The following is a 17,317-nucleotide window of genomic DNA, read 5'->3' on the forward strand; positions in this document are numbered from 1 at the left end:
GTCATGTTTGAGTAATTTGATGCACTATCAGATTTTTAACTCACCGATTTTACATCATCTGACAACAATTATAAATTTTTATTTCCCTTGGATTCCCTATTCTAAAACCCGAACGATAAACTGGATTTTCCCCATTCGTTGTCAAGCAATCTCTCTAGTTTATTGAGTATTCATACTTATTTTTCAACCCGACTGTTTTTTTAGCCAGAGGCAATGGCTAAAAAATAGTTACTTTGTACTATATTTTGAATTCCAAAATCGGGGCTAATACTTTATTTTTTTCAAAATGAGAATTGCTGCTAGCCAATCTCAAGAATTTACACAAACAAAAGCTGATGATTGGGAAGATACTTTGATTTCTTGGGGAATAGAGAGAGGATTATTTTTAAGTTTTAATCCTGGTGAAAGTGATTTTATCAATCAGATAGTTAATTTAGCACTAGATAAGAGTGATAATCTGAACAATGGTATTTATCAAAAAATAAATTTATAGTGTTTCGTTAGTTTGATTCTGTATAGCAAAAATTCTCACAGAGGTAATTATGATTAACCAAGAAATTACTGAACGTCAAAAAAGACTAGAACAGTTTTTACAGCATTTAGAATCAGCCCGTCAATTAGAAGATGATATTATTAAATATGGGTTAGAAGCGGCTGATTTATATTTTGAAGATATAGATGGTGATTGGTTGGAAACTTGGGGGGATGATGACGATGAACCCGGTTATATTGAGAAACTTACTACTTTCTTAGAAAGTAATGATGTGGTTGCAGTAAAGGTAAAGGAACGTTTACAGGATAAGTCTATTGATGAAATTATTGGTGGTTTAGAATATTGTTTGAGTCAATTAACGGATAAAGATCGGATTTTTGCTGCTAAGGATTTTTTAGTTGGTGATGTTGTGGTTTCTGGAAGTTGTCGCGCTTCTGGTAATAGTGATATTGATGAAGTTAAGTTGTTGGAATTAGCGGAAGATTTGATGGAGAAGTTGACGGATATTTTGGGGTAATTTTTATATTTTAATCAATTTAGATATATCTTCTACTTGTCTAATGTTATCCCAATCAATCACCGCAACCCAAATATTCTCTTCTGGAGAATGTTTAACCATTCCCTCTACTTCTAAATCTTCGCTATAAAAGGTCAGTATTTGAGCATCTTGTAATTCAATTTTTTGACGTGCTAAATCTTCAATTGTGCCAATACAATTTAAACGCAGCCGGTCTTCTTCATCAGCTCGCTCTTATCTCTTTCCTACTCTCTAACTGCTGATATTATGGTTTACGGTGTTGTCTCAAAGTGTTACTAAATTAATTTCTGATCGGAAACTGAAAACTATGCAATTTAGTATGATAATTAAGTAATATGAATTACTCAAAAAATTTACAGGCATTACTTTATTATGCAGCATGAGGCAATACTGAAACTCAAACCGCGCCCTCTCCGCTTAGTTTACTTAGTGAATACAACAACAGACCTGAAAAATGCGGTGACACTTTACACACATTTATGGGGTGGCTTTTCAAATGCTATCTTTCCAGTACCTGATGATACTGATAAACTTATCCTTTTGCAGTACGCCTTAGAGTCAATTAATCCTGATTATATTTTCTTGCCAGAGCAAGACATTCCAGAAAATGTCACTGAAATCTTAGATGAGTTTCCAAGTCGTTGTTTAAAACTTTTATCAGAGCGAATTGAAGACATAGCTAATTTGAATGATCATCTTCTTCGTCTTCCATTGCAGACAGTAAATGGTTCTCAAATTCGAGAATTTCCACATATTATTCGTGTTTTAAATTCTATATACAAAAATCCCTTATCGGACACTAATATTTGCTTGATTTCAGATAATTCTACATTTGGACATGAGATATTTCTGCAATTTGGTAAACCATCGAATCAATATCAAGGATACCTAAAAAACCATCTAAATGCTCGGTCAATTACCATTGATTCTATTGAATTTTTGCTCAAGGCAAGCTTACTAACAGCAACAAGAATATTCACAAACTCACTCTCTATGACGAAAATGGAGATTGTACATACACAGTCTTCAGGTGGCTGGTCAGTTCGAGATCATGAAAAAGTTTGCAATTTATTCCTTTATGAATCTAATGATATTAATATCGCAGCTATTTTTTGGAACTACCGCCGTTTAGATATAGGTTATATTAATAAGTTCTGTTTGCCTAAAAAAGACTTCCTGCAAAACTTAGAAGAATGTATTTCAATTTTGTCTAAATTTTTTCTCTCAATGCAGGAATTGAGAATTTATGTTAATTTATCAAATGATGAAGCGATAAATTTAGCAAACCAAATTCATAATAATTTTAATAAATTTGATAGAAATATTTTTGTAAGAGTTTTTTATAATAATTCCGGGTTTGATTTTCAGCCAGGTAACGTTTACTCTAGCAAACCAGTTATTACAACACGAGAAATTTCATCATTAGATAAATCCATACGCTTTAGTCCTATCATACCCTCTGGACACGAAAATTCTAATTATCTTTTTGGATATGATGCAGAAATTGACTTTGCCTCTGGTGAATCGTTTTCTGCACCTTTTACACAAACTTCTGCTGTACTCCTATCTAATCACATACGACAAGTCGAATATTCAGAAAATGCTCAAGACCCTCTATTCAAAGATTGGCAACAGGGGAAAACACAACCTGTACGACCTGCTAACAAGGGTGTTACGGGGTTAGTTTACTCTAACGAAGAATGCCGTATATATTTACCTGAAAGCGAAGAAATTATTGCAAGATGGTTAAAAATTAAAGGTTTATTTTTTGAATTAAATGATCATACTCGCTATGCTAAAGGTTTTATTAAGCGTTTTGGAGGTTTTGATAAAACTAGAGATTTAATTATGTCAGGTGGAGCGAAAATATTTAGGGCTTTTGGTACTAGTGAATCCTCGGAAATCAATAAATTAGATGGAAATAAATTAAAGTATTCACATAAATCTGAACAAAGTGGATTAAAATTTTCGGAAATAAAAGGATATTTAGAACGAGAATTAAATCTGATCCGGAAAGATGCAAAGAATACGAAAGATGCAAAGAATATAGTAGAGCAAAATCTTCCGGCATTATTGGAAGCAGGTTTATTATACCGAGGATATGCCCTAAAATGCCCATATTGTGGGTTAAAAGACTGGTACAAATTGGAAAAAATTAATGAATTTGTTGAATGTAATGGTTGTGCAGAAAATTTCCAGTTAGGTTGTAAAGAAAATTTTCAGTTTGACAATTTGGATAAGTTAGAATTTGCATATAAACCTAATGAATTAGCAGCCCGTTTTCTTAAAACTGGTGGAGAAGCTGTACTATCAGCAGCAGTTTTTTTATCCTGGCTTGCTTCTTCTGGACACATTCAACTAGGAGGAGACCTTCACAAAATAGGGGAAAAAGATAAATTCTCTGACATTGATCTATTCATAATTGTGAAAAATGTTTTCATACTTGTTGAATGTAAGTTTTGGCGAATCATCAATGAAGAAAACGTACAAAAAATAATAGCGCATCTTGAAAAATTAATTGAAACAGCAGTTCTTGTAAGCGCAAAAGTAGTAGTTTTAGGTGTTGTGAGTATATCAGTTACCTGTGACTTACATTCCCTTGTGAGCGATGTGGCACAAAAAGCAACTGAAAAAGGAATTGGTGTACATCTTCTGCTCAATGATACGTTTTATCTATGGGGTCAAAAAGAGAACGAAATAAAAGAAAAATGGCAACTGAATGTTGGGTTACTTGTAGTTTCAAAAGAGAAGTTGCTTCATTATCAAGTTGTATCTGTAGGAGAACCTATCAGACAATATAGTTGGGATGAGGGAGATCAACTGGTAGATAGAAACTTGGTAGAATCTTGGAGGCAAGAGTTTTAACGGTTTTAAGCGGGTCTGTTTCATTTGGGAAAATGGAAATGCTTATAATGTAGAAATAGTGGATTACCATTAGGAGAAAAAGTCATGGAAAACAACTTACTATATAATCCCCATGCTGGTGAAATTTTAAAATATCAATTTTTAGAAGAATTAGATATCAGCGAAAATACTTTAGCTGTTAATTTAGGTTTAACTTATCCTACTATTCAAGGAATTATTACAGGTAAACTTAAAATAACAGCAGATATAAATTTATGCCTTTGGCTCTATTTTAGATTTTCAGATGGTTATTTTTTAAGATTGCAAAATGCTTATTAAACCAACTTCCCCCACCTGATAACTGTATTAAAACTTCTGCGATCGCTTTCGATAAATTTTTATTTGAATGTTCATAAGTCAAAGTTAAAAATTGATAACCTTTTCTTATCAACTCAGGGTTATCAATCATTTTATGATACAATATAATCGGGTTACAAAAATACAACTACATAAATATAAAAAATATGAACAACCTATCAATTCCAGCACAAACATTACAAGAAGCATGGGAAAAAGGTTTACAGAAAGGTTTAACCCAAGTTGCGGTAAATATGTTACGAGAAGGTATTGATTTAGATTTTATCGTCAAACTAACTGGACTGCCATTAGAAGTAGTTAAAAATTTACAATCTGTTCATACAGATGATGATAAAATATTGGTTAAAGAATTTTTAGAAATGAGTGAATCATCATTAAATAAAATTTGGCTTGTTCCAGAGGAAGACGAAGCATGGAAGGATCTATAGAACTTTCCTTTGTGTTATAATAAGAGTTGAATATTGCTAACCCTATTAGTAAACTATCGCAATGACAAATAAAATCATGAAAAACAAAGAATTTTATGTAGTAATTGAAAGAGATGAAGATGGTATGTATATTGGTGAAGTTCCCCAACTTAAAGCCTGTTATAGTCAAGGAGAAACTATTGATGAACTCATTAAAAATATTAAAGAAGTTATTGAAATGTGTTTAGAAGAACTAGAAGAGGAATTAACCACAGAATTTATTGGTGTGCAAAAAGTAGTATTATCATGACTAAATTACCAACAATTACAGGAGAAGAACTGATTGCTGCATTAGAAAAAGTAGGTTTTTATATAGTCAGACAAAAGGGAAGTCATGTCAGAATGAAACATGAAGATAATCGAGTTGTTTCTATTCCTTCTCATAGTGGTAAAACTATCGGAAAAGGTTTATTAGTAAAAATAATTCGAGATGCAGATTTAACTAAAGATGAATTGATAGAACTTTTAAATTAGTTCTTAGGGAGAATTTTCCATATTCCCTAAAGTGATATAATAGAACAATTAAAACTGCGAGGTAAATTTCTATGGTAACTCTAGCACCTACTCACAGCGACACTCACACCAATAGCGTCATTCTCCATCATATTTCTTGGCAGACATTTGAACGAATTTTATTAGAAACAGGTGATGATCGCCATAACAGGTTTACTTATAATCAGGGAATTCTAGAAATTATGACTCCATTAATGCCCCATGAACATAATAACCGTTTGTTACAAAATCTAATTATTGTTTTAGTTGAAGAGTTAAATCTCAATGTCAAAAGCACTGGTTCATTAACTTGCAAAAGAGAAGATTTAGCTAGAGGTGTAGAACCTGATTCCAGTTTCTATATTCAAAATGAACCAATCATGAGAAATAAAACCAGTTTAGATTTAACTCAAGATCCTCCACCTGATTTAGTCATAGAAGTTGATTATGCTAGTTCTTCTATTGATAAATTACCGATTTATTTAGCTTTAGGTGTTCCTGAAGTTTGGCGTTATGATGAACCTGTGATGCAAATTTATAGTTTATCTGAGGATAAATATATTCCTTGCAATGGTTCACCAACCTTTGCAAATTTACCTTTAAATACAGAAGTTCCTCAGTTTTTAGCTTCTAGTTTACAAGTGGGTGAGGTGTCAATGATTAAAAATTTTCGGAGTTGGTTAAAAACACAAATTTCTTGATTAAATTAAGAAGTCGGTGATCTGCGTATTATGTTTTTTAAGGTTGAGTTACTTATTGCTCGGCTTTTATTGCTCAGGGGTGACAATAATATGATTTAATGGTAGAAAGGCAATTAAACAGAACTTTGAATTTTTATGGATATCTCACCTAATCAATCATCAACTCAATTTTTATCTTCAGAAGAATCCGCTCAAGTTGACGCGGCTTTGTTATCTTCTCCTGAAAAGTTTTTAAGTAGATTGACAATTTCTTCTTTGCGGATTTTACAACATATTGCCAAGGAATATGATGTTTCTATTGAGGAATTGACGACAAAGCAAATTATTACCTGGTTTGAAATTGATGCCAAAATTAGAAGAGAGAAAGGGATTGAGGAAGCGTTTTTGAAGTGGTAAGTTGTGTCTTGCAGTAATCTTTTCACTGTTCAACGCCAATATGAAGTATTGGGGGTTGACAATTGATTTAAAATTTGCTATGGTGGTTTCGATAAGGAAGAACTATCTTGTAATAAATACAATAAAAAATCGCGTGTTTGGTAGACAGCGATGTTTTAGAGAGCAAAATTAAACCTTACTAACAAGTAAATAACTATTACTGCGTGTATCAACTAATTTTGTATAAGAGTTGAAATAACAATATGGCGATCGCAAATACCCTCCAAGAATCAAAGCTTTTGCGTCTGAGGCGCTGGTTTAGTAATCTGCGTGGCGATTTGACGGGAGGATTAACAGCAGCAGTAGTAGCATTACCTTTGGCTTTAGCTTTTGCTGTAGCCAGTGGAGTCGAACCAAAAGCGGGACTCTATACTGCTATTGTTGCGGGAATTGTGGCGGCCATTTTTGGCGGTTCTCCAGTCCAGATTACCGGACCAACGGGGGCAATGGCCGTGGTTTTGGTGGGAATTGTTGCTAAATACGGGATTGAGAAAGTTTGGATTGCTGGAGTAATGGCTGGTATGATCCAAATTGCTTTGGGTGTAGCCAAACTCGGACAGCTAGTGAAGTTTATTCCCTACCCAGTGACAGCAGGTTTTACTAATGGGATTGCTGTTATTATTTTTTGTGGTCAATTAAATAATTTCTTTGGTTTAAAACTACCCCGAAGTGAACATTTTTTGCCGGGAGTTTGGCAAAGTTTAACTCATGTAGAAGCTTTAAATTGGGCAGCAGTGGGACTGGCAATTGTGGTAATTGTCACTACAGTTTTATGGCCAAAAATAAATAATACCATACCCGGTTCTTTAGTGGGGTTGGTGTTAGCAACGGGAATAGCTACTTATTTCCATTTGAATATTCCCACAATTGGCGCGATTCCCCAATCTTTACCCATGCCCCAAGGGATTCCCCACTGGAATGATTTTAGTGTAATTCGAGAACTAATTAATCCAGCTTTGGCTTTAGCCGCATTGGGAAGTATTGAATCTTTATTATCAGCGGTTGTAGCTGACGGTATGACGGTCAGTGAGAAACATAATAGCGATCGCGAATTAATTGGTCAAGGGTTAGCAAATATCATTGTCCCATTTTTTGCTGGTATTCCTGCCACAGGGGCAATTGCGCGAACTGCTGTTAATGTCCGTTCTGGTGGAAAAACCCGACTATCTGGAGTAATTCACGGCGCTGCATTAGCCATGATTGTGCTAACTTTAGCACCCCTAGCGGCACAGATTCCCCTAGCGGCATTAGCGGGAATCCTGATGGTAGTTAGTGTGCGAATGATTGAATGGGAAGCCATTGGCTTGTTAATGCGGGCTACCTATTCCGACTTTGCGGTGATGATTCTGACTTGGTTGGTGACAATCTTATTTGACTTAGTTCTCGCTGTCGAGGTAGGATTAATTGCTGCCGGCGCTTTGTTCATCAAACGCATGAGTGATTTAAGTTTAGTGAAGATTCCCGAAACCGAAGTATTCCCCCCCGGAACTTCGCTAGAATTAGGGAAAGAAATTGCTGTTTATCGAGTAGATGGTCCGGTATTTTTTGGGGCTGCGGAGAGATTTGCTACCTTTATTCGAGATGAACCAGAAGTCAAATATTTAATTCTGCGGTTGCGGTTTGTGCCAAATATGGATACAACTGGGTTAGTGGCTTTAGAGGATATTTACCACGACTTAGAACGCCATAATTGTCGTTTAATTCTCACAGGTTTACAACCGGAAGTTAAACAACTGCTAGAACGTTCGGGATTATTAAAAACTATTGGTTTGTCCAATTGTTTTGAAACAACCACAGATGCTATTTATTCTATCTCTCCTGAAATTATAGAATATTCGCAACCAGGAGCAATTGATTTGAAATCAAAAGAATTAATGGAATTAAATGACTAATTCAGAGGGAACAGGGAACGGGCAACAGGGAACAGGAAAAACTCATGTTTACAAACATGAGATTGAAATAATGACACTGTTTTCTTCGTGCTACGCATCTTTTAAAAACATCCTTTTTTTGACTGAGCTTTAAACTGGTGCAAATGAGTGTTTCTTATTTGCTCCCTGTTCCCTGTTCCCTGTTCCCTTCTTTTGTAAAACATGAATAAAAATATCAATCAATGTCTTTGTTGTTCTAGTCGTCGTCATTTTCTTAGATCTTTCCTTCCCGCAGCAGTGGGATTTACTGTTCTGCAATCAGCGACACCAGCAAAAGCCACAGTCAATCAATCCCAAGCTTTAGTTCTGAGTTGTATTGACTTCCGGTTTTTGACAGCAGAACAGTCTTTTTTAAGGAATAAAAATCTCACAGATAAATATGATTTAACAGCTTTAGCTGGTGCTTCATTAGCTTTAACAGGATTCCCCCACAAGTCTGATGCTGAAGCATTTTGGGATCAGTTAGACATATCCTATAAACTCCATCATATCAACAAAGTGATTATCATTGATCATCAGGATTGTGGGGCTTATGCAATGATGATTGACCCTAATTTAAGCAAAGATCCAGAACGAGAGTTGCAAGTACATACAGATTATTTAAATCAAGCTTATTCATCAATTTGCGATCGCTATCCTGATCTTAAAGTTGAACTGTATTTTGCAACTCTCAATCAAGGAGAATTCCAACAAATTTTACCAAAACTTTAAAAATGGAACATCTTTAATCCTTTCAATCAAGAATTGTAATTATTAGTTCTAGAGGTGGTACGTGCGCCGGCAACTGCTCCTACTAAAGCAGTAAGTAAACCTAATAAAGAACCAAAAACATAAAACCACAAAGTTCTCGAAGTAGCAGCAGCAACATCACGAGTTTGTTCAGCAGTTAATATCGGTGCATTTGGTGCTATGACATTACCTTGTTGCTGTAGTTGATTAATAACTTGTGCTGCATTATAAGCCACTACCCCAAAAGCACCCCAGACTCCATTTGCTAATAGAAAAGAGCTAAGTGCTAAAGTTGTTGCCCAAAGAATTGCCCCGTTGAGTATTGCTGTATCTCGGTGCATGGGTCCACAAGCACGGGTAGTGATCCAAGCACCAATAAATAGGGATAGTAATAATGCAATTGTTGACCAAATTCCGACATTACTAATAATAGTAGGAGCAACTGTTCTTGGTGCTAAGGATTCAGCAATTCTCCCTGCACCAAGGGCGCTAAAAAATGAACTCAATATTAATTGAGTTGCTAAAGCCACTAACACACCGGAAACTATTGGCCCCCAGCGCACTCTGTCCCGATATTCAGTGACTCTACTAGCTATCAAAGACTCAGAAGGACTTATTTCCTCACCGACTCGATTTACGTATGACATAGCTATTTTCTCCCTTGCTATTGCGGCAAAGTTGCTTATATTTTGGATATTTTTCCTGAAAAATCTTTGGTTTTGAATTTTTTCTTATAGCAGTTATCTTTAGGGTGCAATACAATCGAGTGAGGGAAAACCCCTACAGGCTTTACGATTTGCTGACTGTATCTCACCAAGAGTGCATACCGCTATATCAAATCTTTTTTATGCCCATATTTAAAATTAAATCGCTAATTATAATTCTCAATCTCTATCAATAGAAAGAGTTGTTTACCCTTTCTTTAGTTATAAATTGGCTAGATGAGAAATGTTTGAAAATGGCAAAATTATCAAAATATTAACGAATTTTGACCGCTGTTCCTGTGGCTGTAATTACTAATAAAACACCAGATTGATCAACATTAATTGTCCCAGTATCAACAGCAATACCGACAACAGCATCTGCGCCTAAACGTTGCGCTCTTTGTTCTAATTCCTCCATTGCTTTCCGCTGCCCTTCTTCAAAGAGACGCTCATAGCTGCCAGTGCGTCCACCAACAATATCCCGAATACTCGCTAAAAAATCCCGGAGAAAATTGCTACCATAGACAACTTCTGCTGTAACAATACCTAAGTAGGATTGAATTACAGCACCTTGAATCACATCAGTAGTAGTTAAAAGCATACATTTATGGAGAAATTAGATGACTATAGCCAAATTCAGGGGGAACCCTCGTTCCACACTCCATTATACCTGCAATTTTGTGTAATTTATCAGTATTGGTTGGCGAAAGGATTAATTTATTGTTATATAGGACTCCTATTTGATTTTTGATAGCTTGCGTGGCGTAGCCATACAGAACTCGGTACATACTGAAATCCTTCTTCCCTGTTCCCTGTTCCCTGTTCCCTAACTCAACGGAAAATTCAGGAATCAAACCGGATTCCTATAGTTATGAAGATGTCAAGTAATTTTAATAAATTATTAATATTCTATAAATGTGAATAAATACAGATTACAAAGATCAATATTTTTGTTTTAATGTACTAATAAAAACGGGTTAAGAAAATTTAGGAAAATTTACTATGTACAAAAAAACATCAGTCCTGTTAAGTGCCTTATTATTAGGATGTTTATTTACTAGCACACCTGTAGTAGCAAAAGCTGATGTCCTACTGACACAGGTGAATAATCCAGAGTTGAAAAACTTGATAGATGAGGGGAAAAGACTGGTAGATTCTAAAGATTATAATGGAGCGATCGCTATTTATCAAAAAGCCGCAAAATTAGATCCCAAAAATGAAAGAATTTATGCTGGGATTGGCTACTTATATACTCAACAAGGCAATTTCACCTCCGCTTTAGATGCTTATCGTCGAGCTATTGCCATTAATCCTAATAATAGTGATTTTTACTATGCTGTTGGTTATCTGAAAAGTAGTACAAAAGATAACAAAGGCGCAAAAGAAGCTTACCGTCGGGCTATCCAGTTAAATCGGAATAATCTCAACGCTTATTTAGGATTAGGAGTTGCTCAAACTAGCTTAGGTGATTATAAATCAGCCATGTGGGCTTATGAACAAGCAATTAATTTGGATAAAAATAATCCCCGCACCTATGAGTTAATTGGTTCTATGTTTAAACAACGACGACAAACGACACAAGCAAACAAAGTTTTCAAAAAGGCATTAGATTTATATCAGCAGGGAAATGACGCGGAAGGTGCTGCAAGAATACAAGCAATGCTGCAAGAAATAGGCGGTTAGAATCAATTAAAAACAGGGACATGGTATCAAAATTTTTACCATGTCCCTACTTTTAGGATGGAGGAAAATCTTCAGTGTTACCAAGCTGCTTTACCTTTTTTATATATTTTCCCTGTAAAGGGCTGTACCCCAATCACAGGATAGGCATCATTAGCAGGGGTGAAAATCCGCATGAAGGCTTCAGAAATAAACTGAGCCATATCAGCAAACATTTTGGAGATAGCCATAATACTATAGCCCCTTTTTTTCAATCTTTTAATCGGTGACATTTGTACTTTAATACTGTGATTATCTATTTGCCCATATTCTTCATATATCTTATCTATACTGAAAATTGTCGTTATAGCAAGGCAAGAGGCAGGGGCGCAGGGCTTGCGCCCATTCAGGAGTATGGCTAAGAGGGTGTTTGAAAAGTTATGGTTGATGTATCAAATATTTTTTACCCCACCCTAACCCTCCCCAAAGCATCGGGGAGGGAACTGGATTATGACACCACAAAAAGATCAAAGATTATGAGTAACGAAACCTTACAAGCAAGTCGGGAATGGTGGTCACAAAGATGGTTAGATCTACTAGATTCTTACCGATTTAAAAAGCGATTAGAACGGGCAAGAAATTATTCTCGACAAGGAAATGTTCTCAGTATTAAATTTAAAGCTGCGAAAGTATTAGCGAGGGTACAAGGTAGTGAAGCAGAACCTTATAAGGTTTCTTTATCTCTTGATGCTTTTAGTGATGAAGAATGGGGTTATGTGGTGGAAACTATGTCCCAAAAGGCGATTTTTGCGGCTAAGTTATTAGCGGGAGAAATGCCACAAAATATTGAAGAAGTTTTTATCAGTAATGGTTTATCGTTGTTTCCCTTTACTCTTACTGATGTTCACAGTAAATGTTCTTGTCCTGATAAGGCTGTTCCTTGTAAACATATAGGTGCAGTATATTATCAATTAGGCGATCGCTTTAGTGAAGACCCCCTTTGTATTATTTCAACTACGTGGACGCACCAAAGAGCAAATTATCAGCGACTTACGCCAATTACGCAGCACTAAAAATGTCGAGACAATTCAGGAAACATCGGCAATTCAACCAGAAGTTTCTGGAAATAAATATCCCGTTAAAATAGATGATTTTTGGCAATATAATCAGCCGTTAGAATCGTCTTTAGTAGTAATTTCACCTGCGGTTAGTGAAACAGTATTAGATACATTAGGGACAATTCCTTTAGCAAAAGATGAAGAAAATCCAACTAATTCTCCTGCTGGTGAATTGGTGATGAAATATTTAAAATCCCTTTATCAAGATGTCAGTCAAAAAGCTTTTTTAGCAGCGATGAATGTAGGGAGATGAATATTTTTAATTATTTCTGATGTACCCATTCCCTAACAGCCTTCCTAATTGACCGTCTACCATTTGCCCGATTTTGTTCAATTATTTTTGGTAAATCCCGAATTTCTAAACTAGGAAATACTGAACTTTTCTCGGATTCTAGATATTCCCCAGCTTGCAAAAGATAGATTTTCAACTCACCAGAATCATAACACCAAATTTCAGAAACTCCCAAACGAGCATAAATAGGAAAACGGTCTAAAGACTTACTCGTAACATCAATTTCTAAAGCTAAGTCAGGAGGTGGATCTTTTTGCAAATCTAAATCTAATCTACCTCTAACTAATGGTTCATTTTGAAAATAAAAGCAATTATCTGCCTCTATTCCTGCCATTTTGCGTTCTTTTTTCCAGGTAGTTGAACCTAAACTTTCATAGTCTAAATCCAACTCTTCAGCGATATCTTTAACTGCATCACTAATTACTTCTTTATATTGTTCGTGTTCTGGTAAAGGGGTCATAATTTCCAAATTTCCATCATCATAAGCCACCCTAGCAGCCCGATTTTCTCCCAAATCTTGGAGAAGATTTTCAAACTGTTGCCAACTGATGTTATGAAGCATGACTCTATCAGCGCGATGTTTGGTGATGAGCATTTGTATATCTAAGAATAAAATACAAGTTAATTTAATTATAGCAACTGGTATAGAGGAAAATTAAAAGTAGAATTTATGCAAATGTGATACTAAACATCTCTTTTAGGGTGCGTCAAGGTTGATAACTCAGTAACAATAAACATATTTTCAACATCTGACACACCCTAAATTGTCAACTAGAATTGGTAAGAAATACCAAGAGAAAAAACAGGATAAACACTTAACCAATTCAGATCGCTTTCTTGTTTTTTCCTTTCTGCTTCGATGTTAGTATTAATTTCCTGTTGTAAAGCAGGCGTTGCATCTGGACCAAACCCAGGTGTTAATGATACCTTTGGGGAGCCAGCAAACATTACACCTAAATTTGTGGAGAATCCCCAATGTTTACCAGGCTTCACAGCATTACCCCAACCCAGTCCAATATATGGTGCGACACTATTGGGAAAGGAAACTTTAGAGTTCAATGATGTAAGCACAGTTGTGCTGTTATAGTCTTTGTCATTGATCCTAATGGTCACACCATTCTTGGGTTTCCCAGTTCCTTCCAAATTATTATCTTGAAATACCAAACCTCCGGTCAAATGAAAACCACCATTTTTCCAAGGTAGGTAGTCAATTAAGGTAGACACATTAAATAGGTTGAGGTTAGCCTTATAATCAACATCGGACAAGCTAACATCTCTACTTATACCTAAGCCATTAATGCCTAATTTAGCATTGACATTAGGTGTTATGGACTTAGTGACTGTTGCACCAACACCTAATGTACTAATTTCAGGTGTAATTGCCCAACCGCTAGTTTTTACAGGAGTTTGGCTTGCTTCTTCGGTAGGTTTAGATTCTTCTGGCTGTGGTTTTGATGGAGTAGAACGCTCAGTACAGCGAGAATTTAAAGGATAACTTTTGCAAAATATATCTAAATCCAGTGGTCTTTTTGCCAGTAAATCACCAGCACTATAACTGAAAGTTCCTGGTTGAGGATGAGTTTCAGTTTTTTCAGGAGTGATTGATGTGGCAATAACTTCATTTGTAACTACTGGCTGAGTAATTGGTTCTGCAACAACTTCCTCAGCAATAACAACTTGATTTATTGATGTCCCCATTACCAAACCAGCAGCAACTGTCAATACAGAAGTGCTGAACTTTAGCTTATTCATTACTTGACCCTTAGTAAGATTTATTTGTTACATTGTATATTAGCAGCAATGTTTAATTATTGTAAGTACCTGTGCAAAATTTATTTTAAATTTTTACTCTTGCTTAACAAAGCTTAATGTGTGAACTTACACAGAAAAATACAAAAAAAGCCCTTGCGGTTAGGCAAGAGCTATCAAAAGCATTATATTGTCAGTAATTAAGCCTAGAAAAACCTAGTCAAGGTCAGGCATAAACATTGCTGGTTCTGTTTCACGGTTAATACCCTTCTCAAAACCACCAGCAGCAGCCCGGGCGCGACCTGCGTGCCATAAGTGACCAATGAGGAAGAAGAATCCTAAAACGAAGTGTGAAGTCGCCAACCAAGCACGAGGAGACACATAGTTGAAGGAGTTAATTTCCGTAGCCACACCACCCACAGAGTTCAAAGAACCCAAAGGCGCGTGGGTCATGTATTCAGCGGCGCGACGAGCTTGCCAAGGCTGAATATCATTCTTGATTTTTTCCAAATCAAGACCGTTAGGTCCACGAAGAGGCTCTAACCAAGGACCACGAAAATCCCAGAAGCGCATGGTTTCACCACCGAAGATGATTTCACCAGTAGGAGAGCGCATCAAGTATTTACCTAGACCGGTAGGACCTTGGGCAGAACCGACGTTAGCACCCAAACGTTGGTCACGAATCAAGAAGGTTAAAGCTTGAGCTTGAGAAGCTTCAGGACCAGTAGGACCGTAAAATTCGCTAGGGTAAACGGTGTTGTTAAACCACACCATAACGCAAGCGATGAACCCCATTAAGGAGAGCGCACCTAAGCTATAGGATAGATAAGCTTCACCAGACCAAATGGAGGCACGACGTGACCAAGCAAAAGGCTTGGTGAAGATGTGCCAAATACCACCGGCAATACAAGTTAAACCAATCCAAATGTGACCACCGATAACATCTTCCATGTTATCAACGCTAATAATCCAGCCTTCGCCACCGAAGGGAGCTTTGATTAGATAACCGAAGATGATTGCAGGGTTGAGTGTGGGATTAGTAATCACACGCACATCACCACCACCTGGGGCCCATGTATCATAAACTCCACCGAAGAACATAGCCTTCAGCACCAATAACAACGCACCGCATCCCAGGATGATCAGGTGGAAGCCGATGATGTTGGTCATCTTGTTCTTGTCTTTCCAGTCATAACCAAAGAAGGCAGAATATTCTTCTAAGGTTTCAGGACCACGAACGGCATGATAAATACCGCCAAAGCCTAGAACTGCGGAGGAAATCAGGTGAAGTACACCGACAACGAAGTAGGGGAATGTATCAAAAACTTCACCACCTGGACCAACGCCCCAACCCAGTGTGGCGAGGTGAGGAAGCAGAATCAAGCCTTGTTCATACATAGGCTTCTCTGGGACGAAGTGAGAGACTTCAAACAAAGTCATTGCTCCAGCCCAGAAGACGATTAAACCAGCATGGGCAACGTGTGCGCCAAGTAGTTTACCAGACAAATTGATTAAACGGGCGTTGCCGGACCACCAAGCGAAGCCGCTTGATTCTTGGTCGCGTCCACCACTAATAACTCTATTAGAGAGCGTTACCACGTGGAAGTACCTCCTCTGGGAATACGAACTGTTCGTGGGGTTGATCTTGAGGAGCCATCCAAGCGCGGATACCCTCGTTTAGTAAAATGTTTTTGGTATAGAAAGTTTCAAACTCTGGGTCTTCTGCTGCCCGTAATTCTTGGGAAACGAAGTCATAAGCCCGGAGGTTTAATGCTAAACCAACGATCCCAATGGAACTCATCCACAAGCCTGTCACAGGGACAAACAACATGAAGAAGTGTAACCAACGTTTGTTGGAGAAAGCAACTCCGAAAATCTGTGACCAGAAACGGTTTGCTGTCACCATGGAGTAGGTTTCTTCAGCTTGGGTAGGGTTGAAGGCGCGGAAAGTGTTTGAACCTTCGCCGTCTTCAAATAGGGTGTTTTCTACTGTGGCACCGTGAATGGCACAAAGTAAAGCTCCACCTAAGATTCCCGCTACACCCATCATGTGGAAGGGGTTGAGTGTCCAGTTGTGGAAACCTTGTAGGAATAGGAGGAAACGGAAAATTGCGGCTACTCCAAAGCTAGGTGCAAAGAACCAGCTAGATTGTCCTAAAGGATACATCAGGAACACGCTGACGAATACGGCGATAGGACCGGAGAAAGCAAGGGCGTTATAAGGACGAAGACCGACGAGACGGGCTACTTCAAATTGGCGTAACATGAAGCCAATCAAACCGAATGCGCCATGTAGGGCGACGAAAGGCCACAAACCACCGAGTTGAATCCAACGGGTGAAGTCACCTTGAGCTTCAGGACCCCACAGGAACAACAGGGAATGTCCCATGCTGTTTGCTGGTGTGGATACTGCTACTGTTAAAAAGTTAGCTCCTTCTAAGTAAGAAGATGCTAGTCCGTGGGTGTACCAGGAGGTGACGAAGGTTGTACCGGTTAGCCAACCGCCTAATGCGAGGAAGGCACAGGGGAATAGTAATATTCCTGACCAACCTACGAATACAAAGCGATCGCGCTTTAGCCAGTCGTCTAATACGTCAAACCACCCTCTACTGGGGGCGCGTCCAACTGCGATGGTCATTTACTAAAATCCTCGTTTTTACTAAAATTTCAACGTTTTTTAAGCAGTGTTTCAGCAAGTTTACTGATTTATATCATCTGCCGTGAGGAATTCAACGTTTTTTTTCAATCCTAGCAGCTTTACAGACGCTAAGATTGTGAGAACTGATT

General features: G+C 37.3%; 19 protein-coding genes and 1 pseudogene. 13 read left to right on the plus strand and 7 right to left on the minus strand.

The window, feature by feature from the left end; all coding sequences use genetic code 11:
- The first annotated feature begins 286 nt into the window (after positions 1–286).
- The 11 genes from AN486_RS13270 to AN486_RS13320 all read left to right on the plus strand — a co-directional run bounded on the left by AN486_RS13270 (position 287) and on the right by AN486_RS13320 (position 8,990).
- Entirely contained in the window at positions 287–493 is a 207-nt protein-coding gene (locus AN486_RS13270) for a hypothetical protein (protein WP_053538248.1), read from the plus strand.
- A gap of 49 nt (positions 494–542) precedes the next feature.
- Positions 543–1,010: a hypothetical protein gene (locus AN486_RS13275; RefSeq protein WP_053538247.1), complete on the plus strand. Its 468-nt coding sequence runs from the start codon at positions 543–545 to the stop codon at positions 1,008–1,010.
- A 450-nt stretch (positions 1,011–1,460) separates the two neighbouring features.
- On the plus strand, positions 1,461–3,896 hold the full coding sequence (locus tag AN486_RS13280) for a hypothetical protein (protein ID WP_199924386.1): 2,436 nt from the start codon (positions 1,461–1,463) through the stop codon (positions 3,894–3,896).
- Positions 3,897–3,980: 84 nt separating this feature from the next.
- Complete coding sequence (locus AN486_RS13285; protein WP_053538244.1) at positions 3,981–4,214, plus strand: HigA family addiction module antitoxin; 234 nt, start codon at positions 3,981–3,983, stop codon at positions 4,212–4,214.
- A gap of 185 nt (positions 4,215–4,399) precedes the next feature.
- A complete protein-coding gene (locus tag AN486_RS13290; protein ID WP_053538243.1) occupies positions 4,400–4,681 on the plus strand; it encodes a hypothetical protein in 282 nt (93 codons plus the stop codon).
- Between the two features lie 76 nt (positions 4,682–4,757).
- Entirely contained in the window at positions 4,758–4,970 is a 213-nt protein-coding gene (locus AN486_RS13295) for a type II toxin-antitoxin system HicB family antitoxin (RefSeq protein ID WP_053541194.1), read from the plus strand.
- Positions 4,967–5,194 (plus strand): type II toxin-antitoxin system HicA family toxin, encoded by a 228-nt coding sequence (locus tag AN486_RS13300; RefSeq protein WP_015080921.1) that lies wholly within the window; start codon positions 4,967–4,969, stop codon positions 5,192–5,194. Before AN486_RS13295 ends, AN486_RS13300 begins: the two co-directional genes overlap by 4 nt.
- A gap of 71 nt (positions 5,195–5,265) precedes the next feature.
- Positions 5,266–5,913: a Uma2 family endonuclease gene (locus AN486_RS13305; protein WP_081424152.1), complete on the plus strand. Its 648-nt coding sequence runs from the start codon at positions 5,266–5,268 to the stop codon at positions 5,911–5,913.
- Between the two features lie 135 nt (positions 5,914–6,048).
- Positions 6,049–6,309, plus strand: a complete 261-nt coding sequence (locus AN486_RS13310) for a hypothetical protein (protein ID WP_053538242.1) — start codon at positions 6,049–6,051, stop codon at positions 6,307–6,309.
- 242 nt (positions 6,310–6,551) lie between these two features.
- Entirely contained in the window at positions 6,552–8,240 is a 1,689-nt protein-coding gene (locus tag AN486_RS13315; RefSeq protein WP_053538241.1) for a SulP family inorganic anion transporter, read from the plus strand.
- A 201-nt stretch (positions 8,241–8,441) separates the two neighbouring features.
- A complete protein-coding gene (locus AN486_RS13320) occupies positions 8,442–8,990 on the plus strand; it encodes a carbonic anhydrase (RefSeq protein ID WP_053538240.1) in 549 nt (182 codons plus the stop codon).
- Between the two features lie 26 nt (positions 8,991–9,016).
- Here AN486_RS13320 and AN486_RS13325 read toward each other — a convergent pair whose 3' ends face one another.
- Both AN486_RS13325 and AN486_RS13330 read right to left on the minus strand, forming a co-directional pair.
- Positions 9,017–9,655, minus strand: coding sequence for a hypothetical protein (locus AN486_RS13325; protein ID WP_053538239.1), 639 nt, complete (start codon positions 9,653–9,655; stop codon positions 9,017–9,019).
- Positions 9,656–9,986: 331 nt separating this feature from the next.
- Positions 9,987–10,313, minus strand: coding sequence for a YbjQ family protein (locus AN486_RS13330; RefSeq protein WP_027402424.1), 327 nt, complete (start codon positions 10,311–10,313; stop codon positions 9,987–9,989).
- Between the two features lie 401 nt (positions 10,314–10,714).
- Between AN486_RS13330 and AN486_RS13335 the strand changes: the two genes are divergently transcribed.
- A complete protein-coding gene (locus tag AN486_RS13335; RefSeq protein WP_168637226.1) occupies positions 10,715–11,395 on the plus strand; it encodes a tetratricopeptide repeat protein in 681 nt (226 codons plus the stop codon).
- Positions 11,396–11,472: 77 nt separating this feature from the next.
- Here AN486_RS13335 and AN486_RS13340 read toward each other — a convergent pair whose 3' ends face one another.
- A complete protein-coding gene (locus tag AN486_RS13340; RefSeq protein ID WP_027402426.1) occupies positions 11,473–11,622 on the minus strand; it encodes a hypothetical protein in 150 nt (49 codons plus the stop codon).
- A gap of 285 nt (positions 11,623–11,907) precedes the next feature.
- Between AN486_RS13340 and AN486_RS13345 the strand changes: the two are divergent.
- Positions 11,908–12,742: pseudogene (locus AN486_RS13345) on the plus strand (SWIM zinc finger family protein).
- A gap of 10 nt (positions 12,743–12,752) precedes the next feature.
- On the opposite strand, the gene AN486_RS13350 reads toward AN486_RS13345, so the two are convergent.
- The 4 genes from AN486_RS13350 to psbD all read right to left on the minus strand — a co-directional run bounded on the left by AN486_RS13350 (position 12,753) and on the right by psbD (position 17,168).
- Entirely contained in the window at positions 12,753–13,376 is a 624-nt protein-coding gene (locus tag AN486_RS13350) for a Uma2 family endonuclease (protein ID WP_290601031.1), read from the minus strand.
- Positions 13,377–13,552: 176 nt separating this feature from the next.
- A complete protein-coding gene (locus AN486_RS13355; protein WP_053538236.1) occupies positions 13,553–14,533 on the minus strand; it encodes a hypothetical protein in 981 nt (326 codons plus the stop codon).
- A gap of 213 nt (positions 14,534–14,746) precedes the next feature.
- Positions 14,747–16,129: a photosystem II reaction center protein CP43 gene (gene psbC, locus AN486_RS13360; protein ID WP_168637227.1), complete on the minus strand. Its 1,383-nt coding sequence runs from the start codon at positions 16,127–16,129 to the stop codon at positions 14,747–14,749.
- Positions 16,113–17,168: a photosystem II D2 protein (photosystem q(a) protein) gene (psbD, locus tag AN486_RS13365; RefSeq protein WP_015080309.1), complete on the minus strand. Its 1,056-nt coding sequence runs from the start codon at positions 17,166–17,168 to the stop codon at positions 16,113–16,115. Before psbD ends, psbC begins: the two co-directional genes overlap by 17 nt.
- Between the last annotated feature and the right edge of the window lie 149 nt (positions 17,169–17,317).

It is taken from the genome of Anabaena sp. AL93 (genome assembly GCF_001672085.1).
In the GTDB taxonomy this organism is placed as follows: domain Bacteria; phylum Cyanobacteriota; class Cyanobacteriia; order Cyanobacteriales; family Nostocaceae; genus Dolichospermum; species Dolichospermum heterosporum.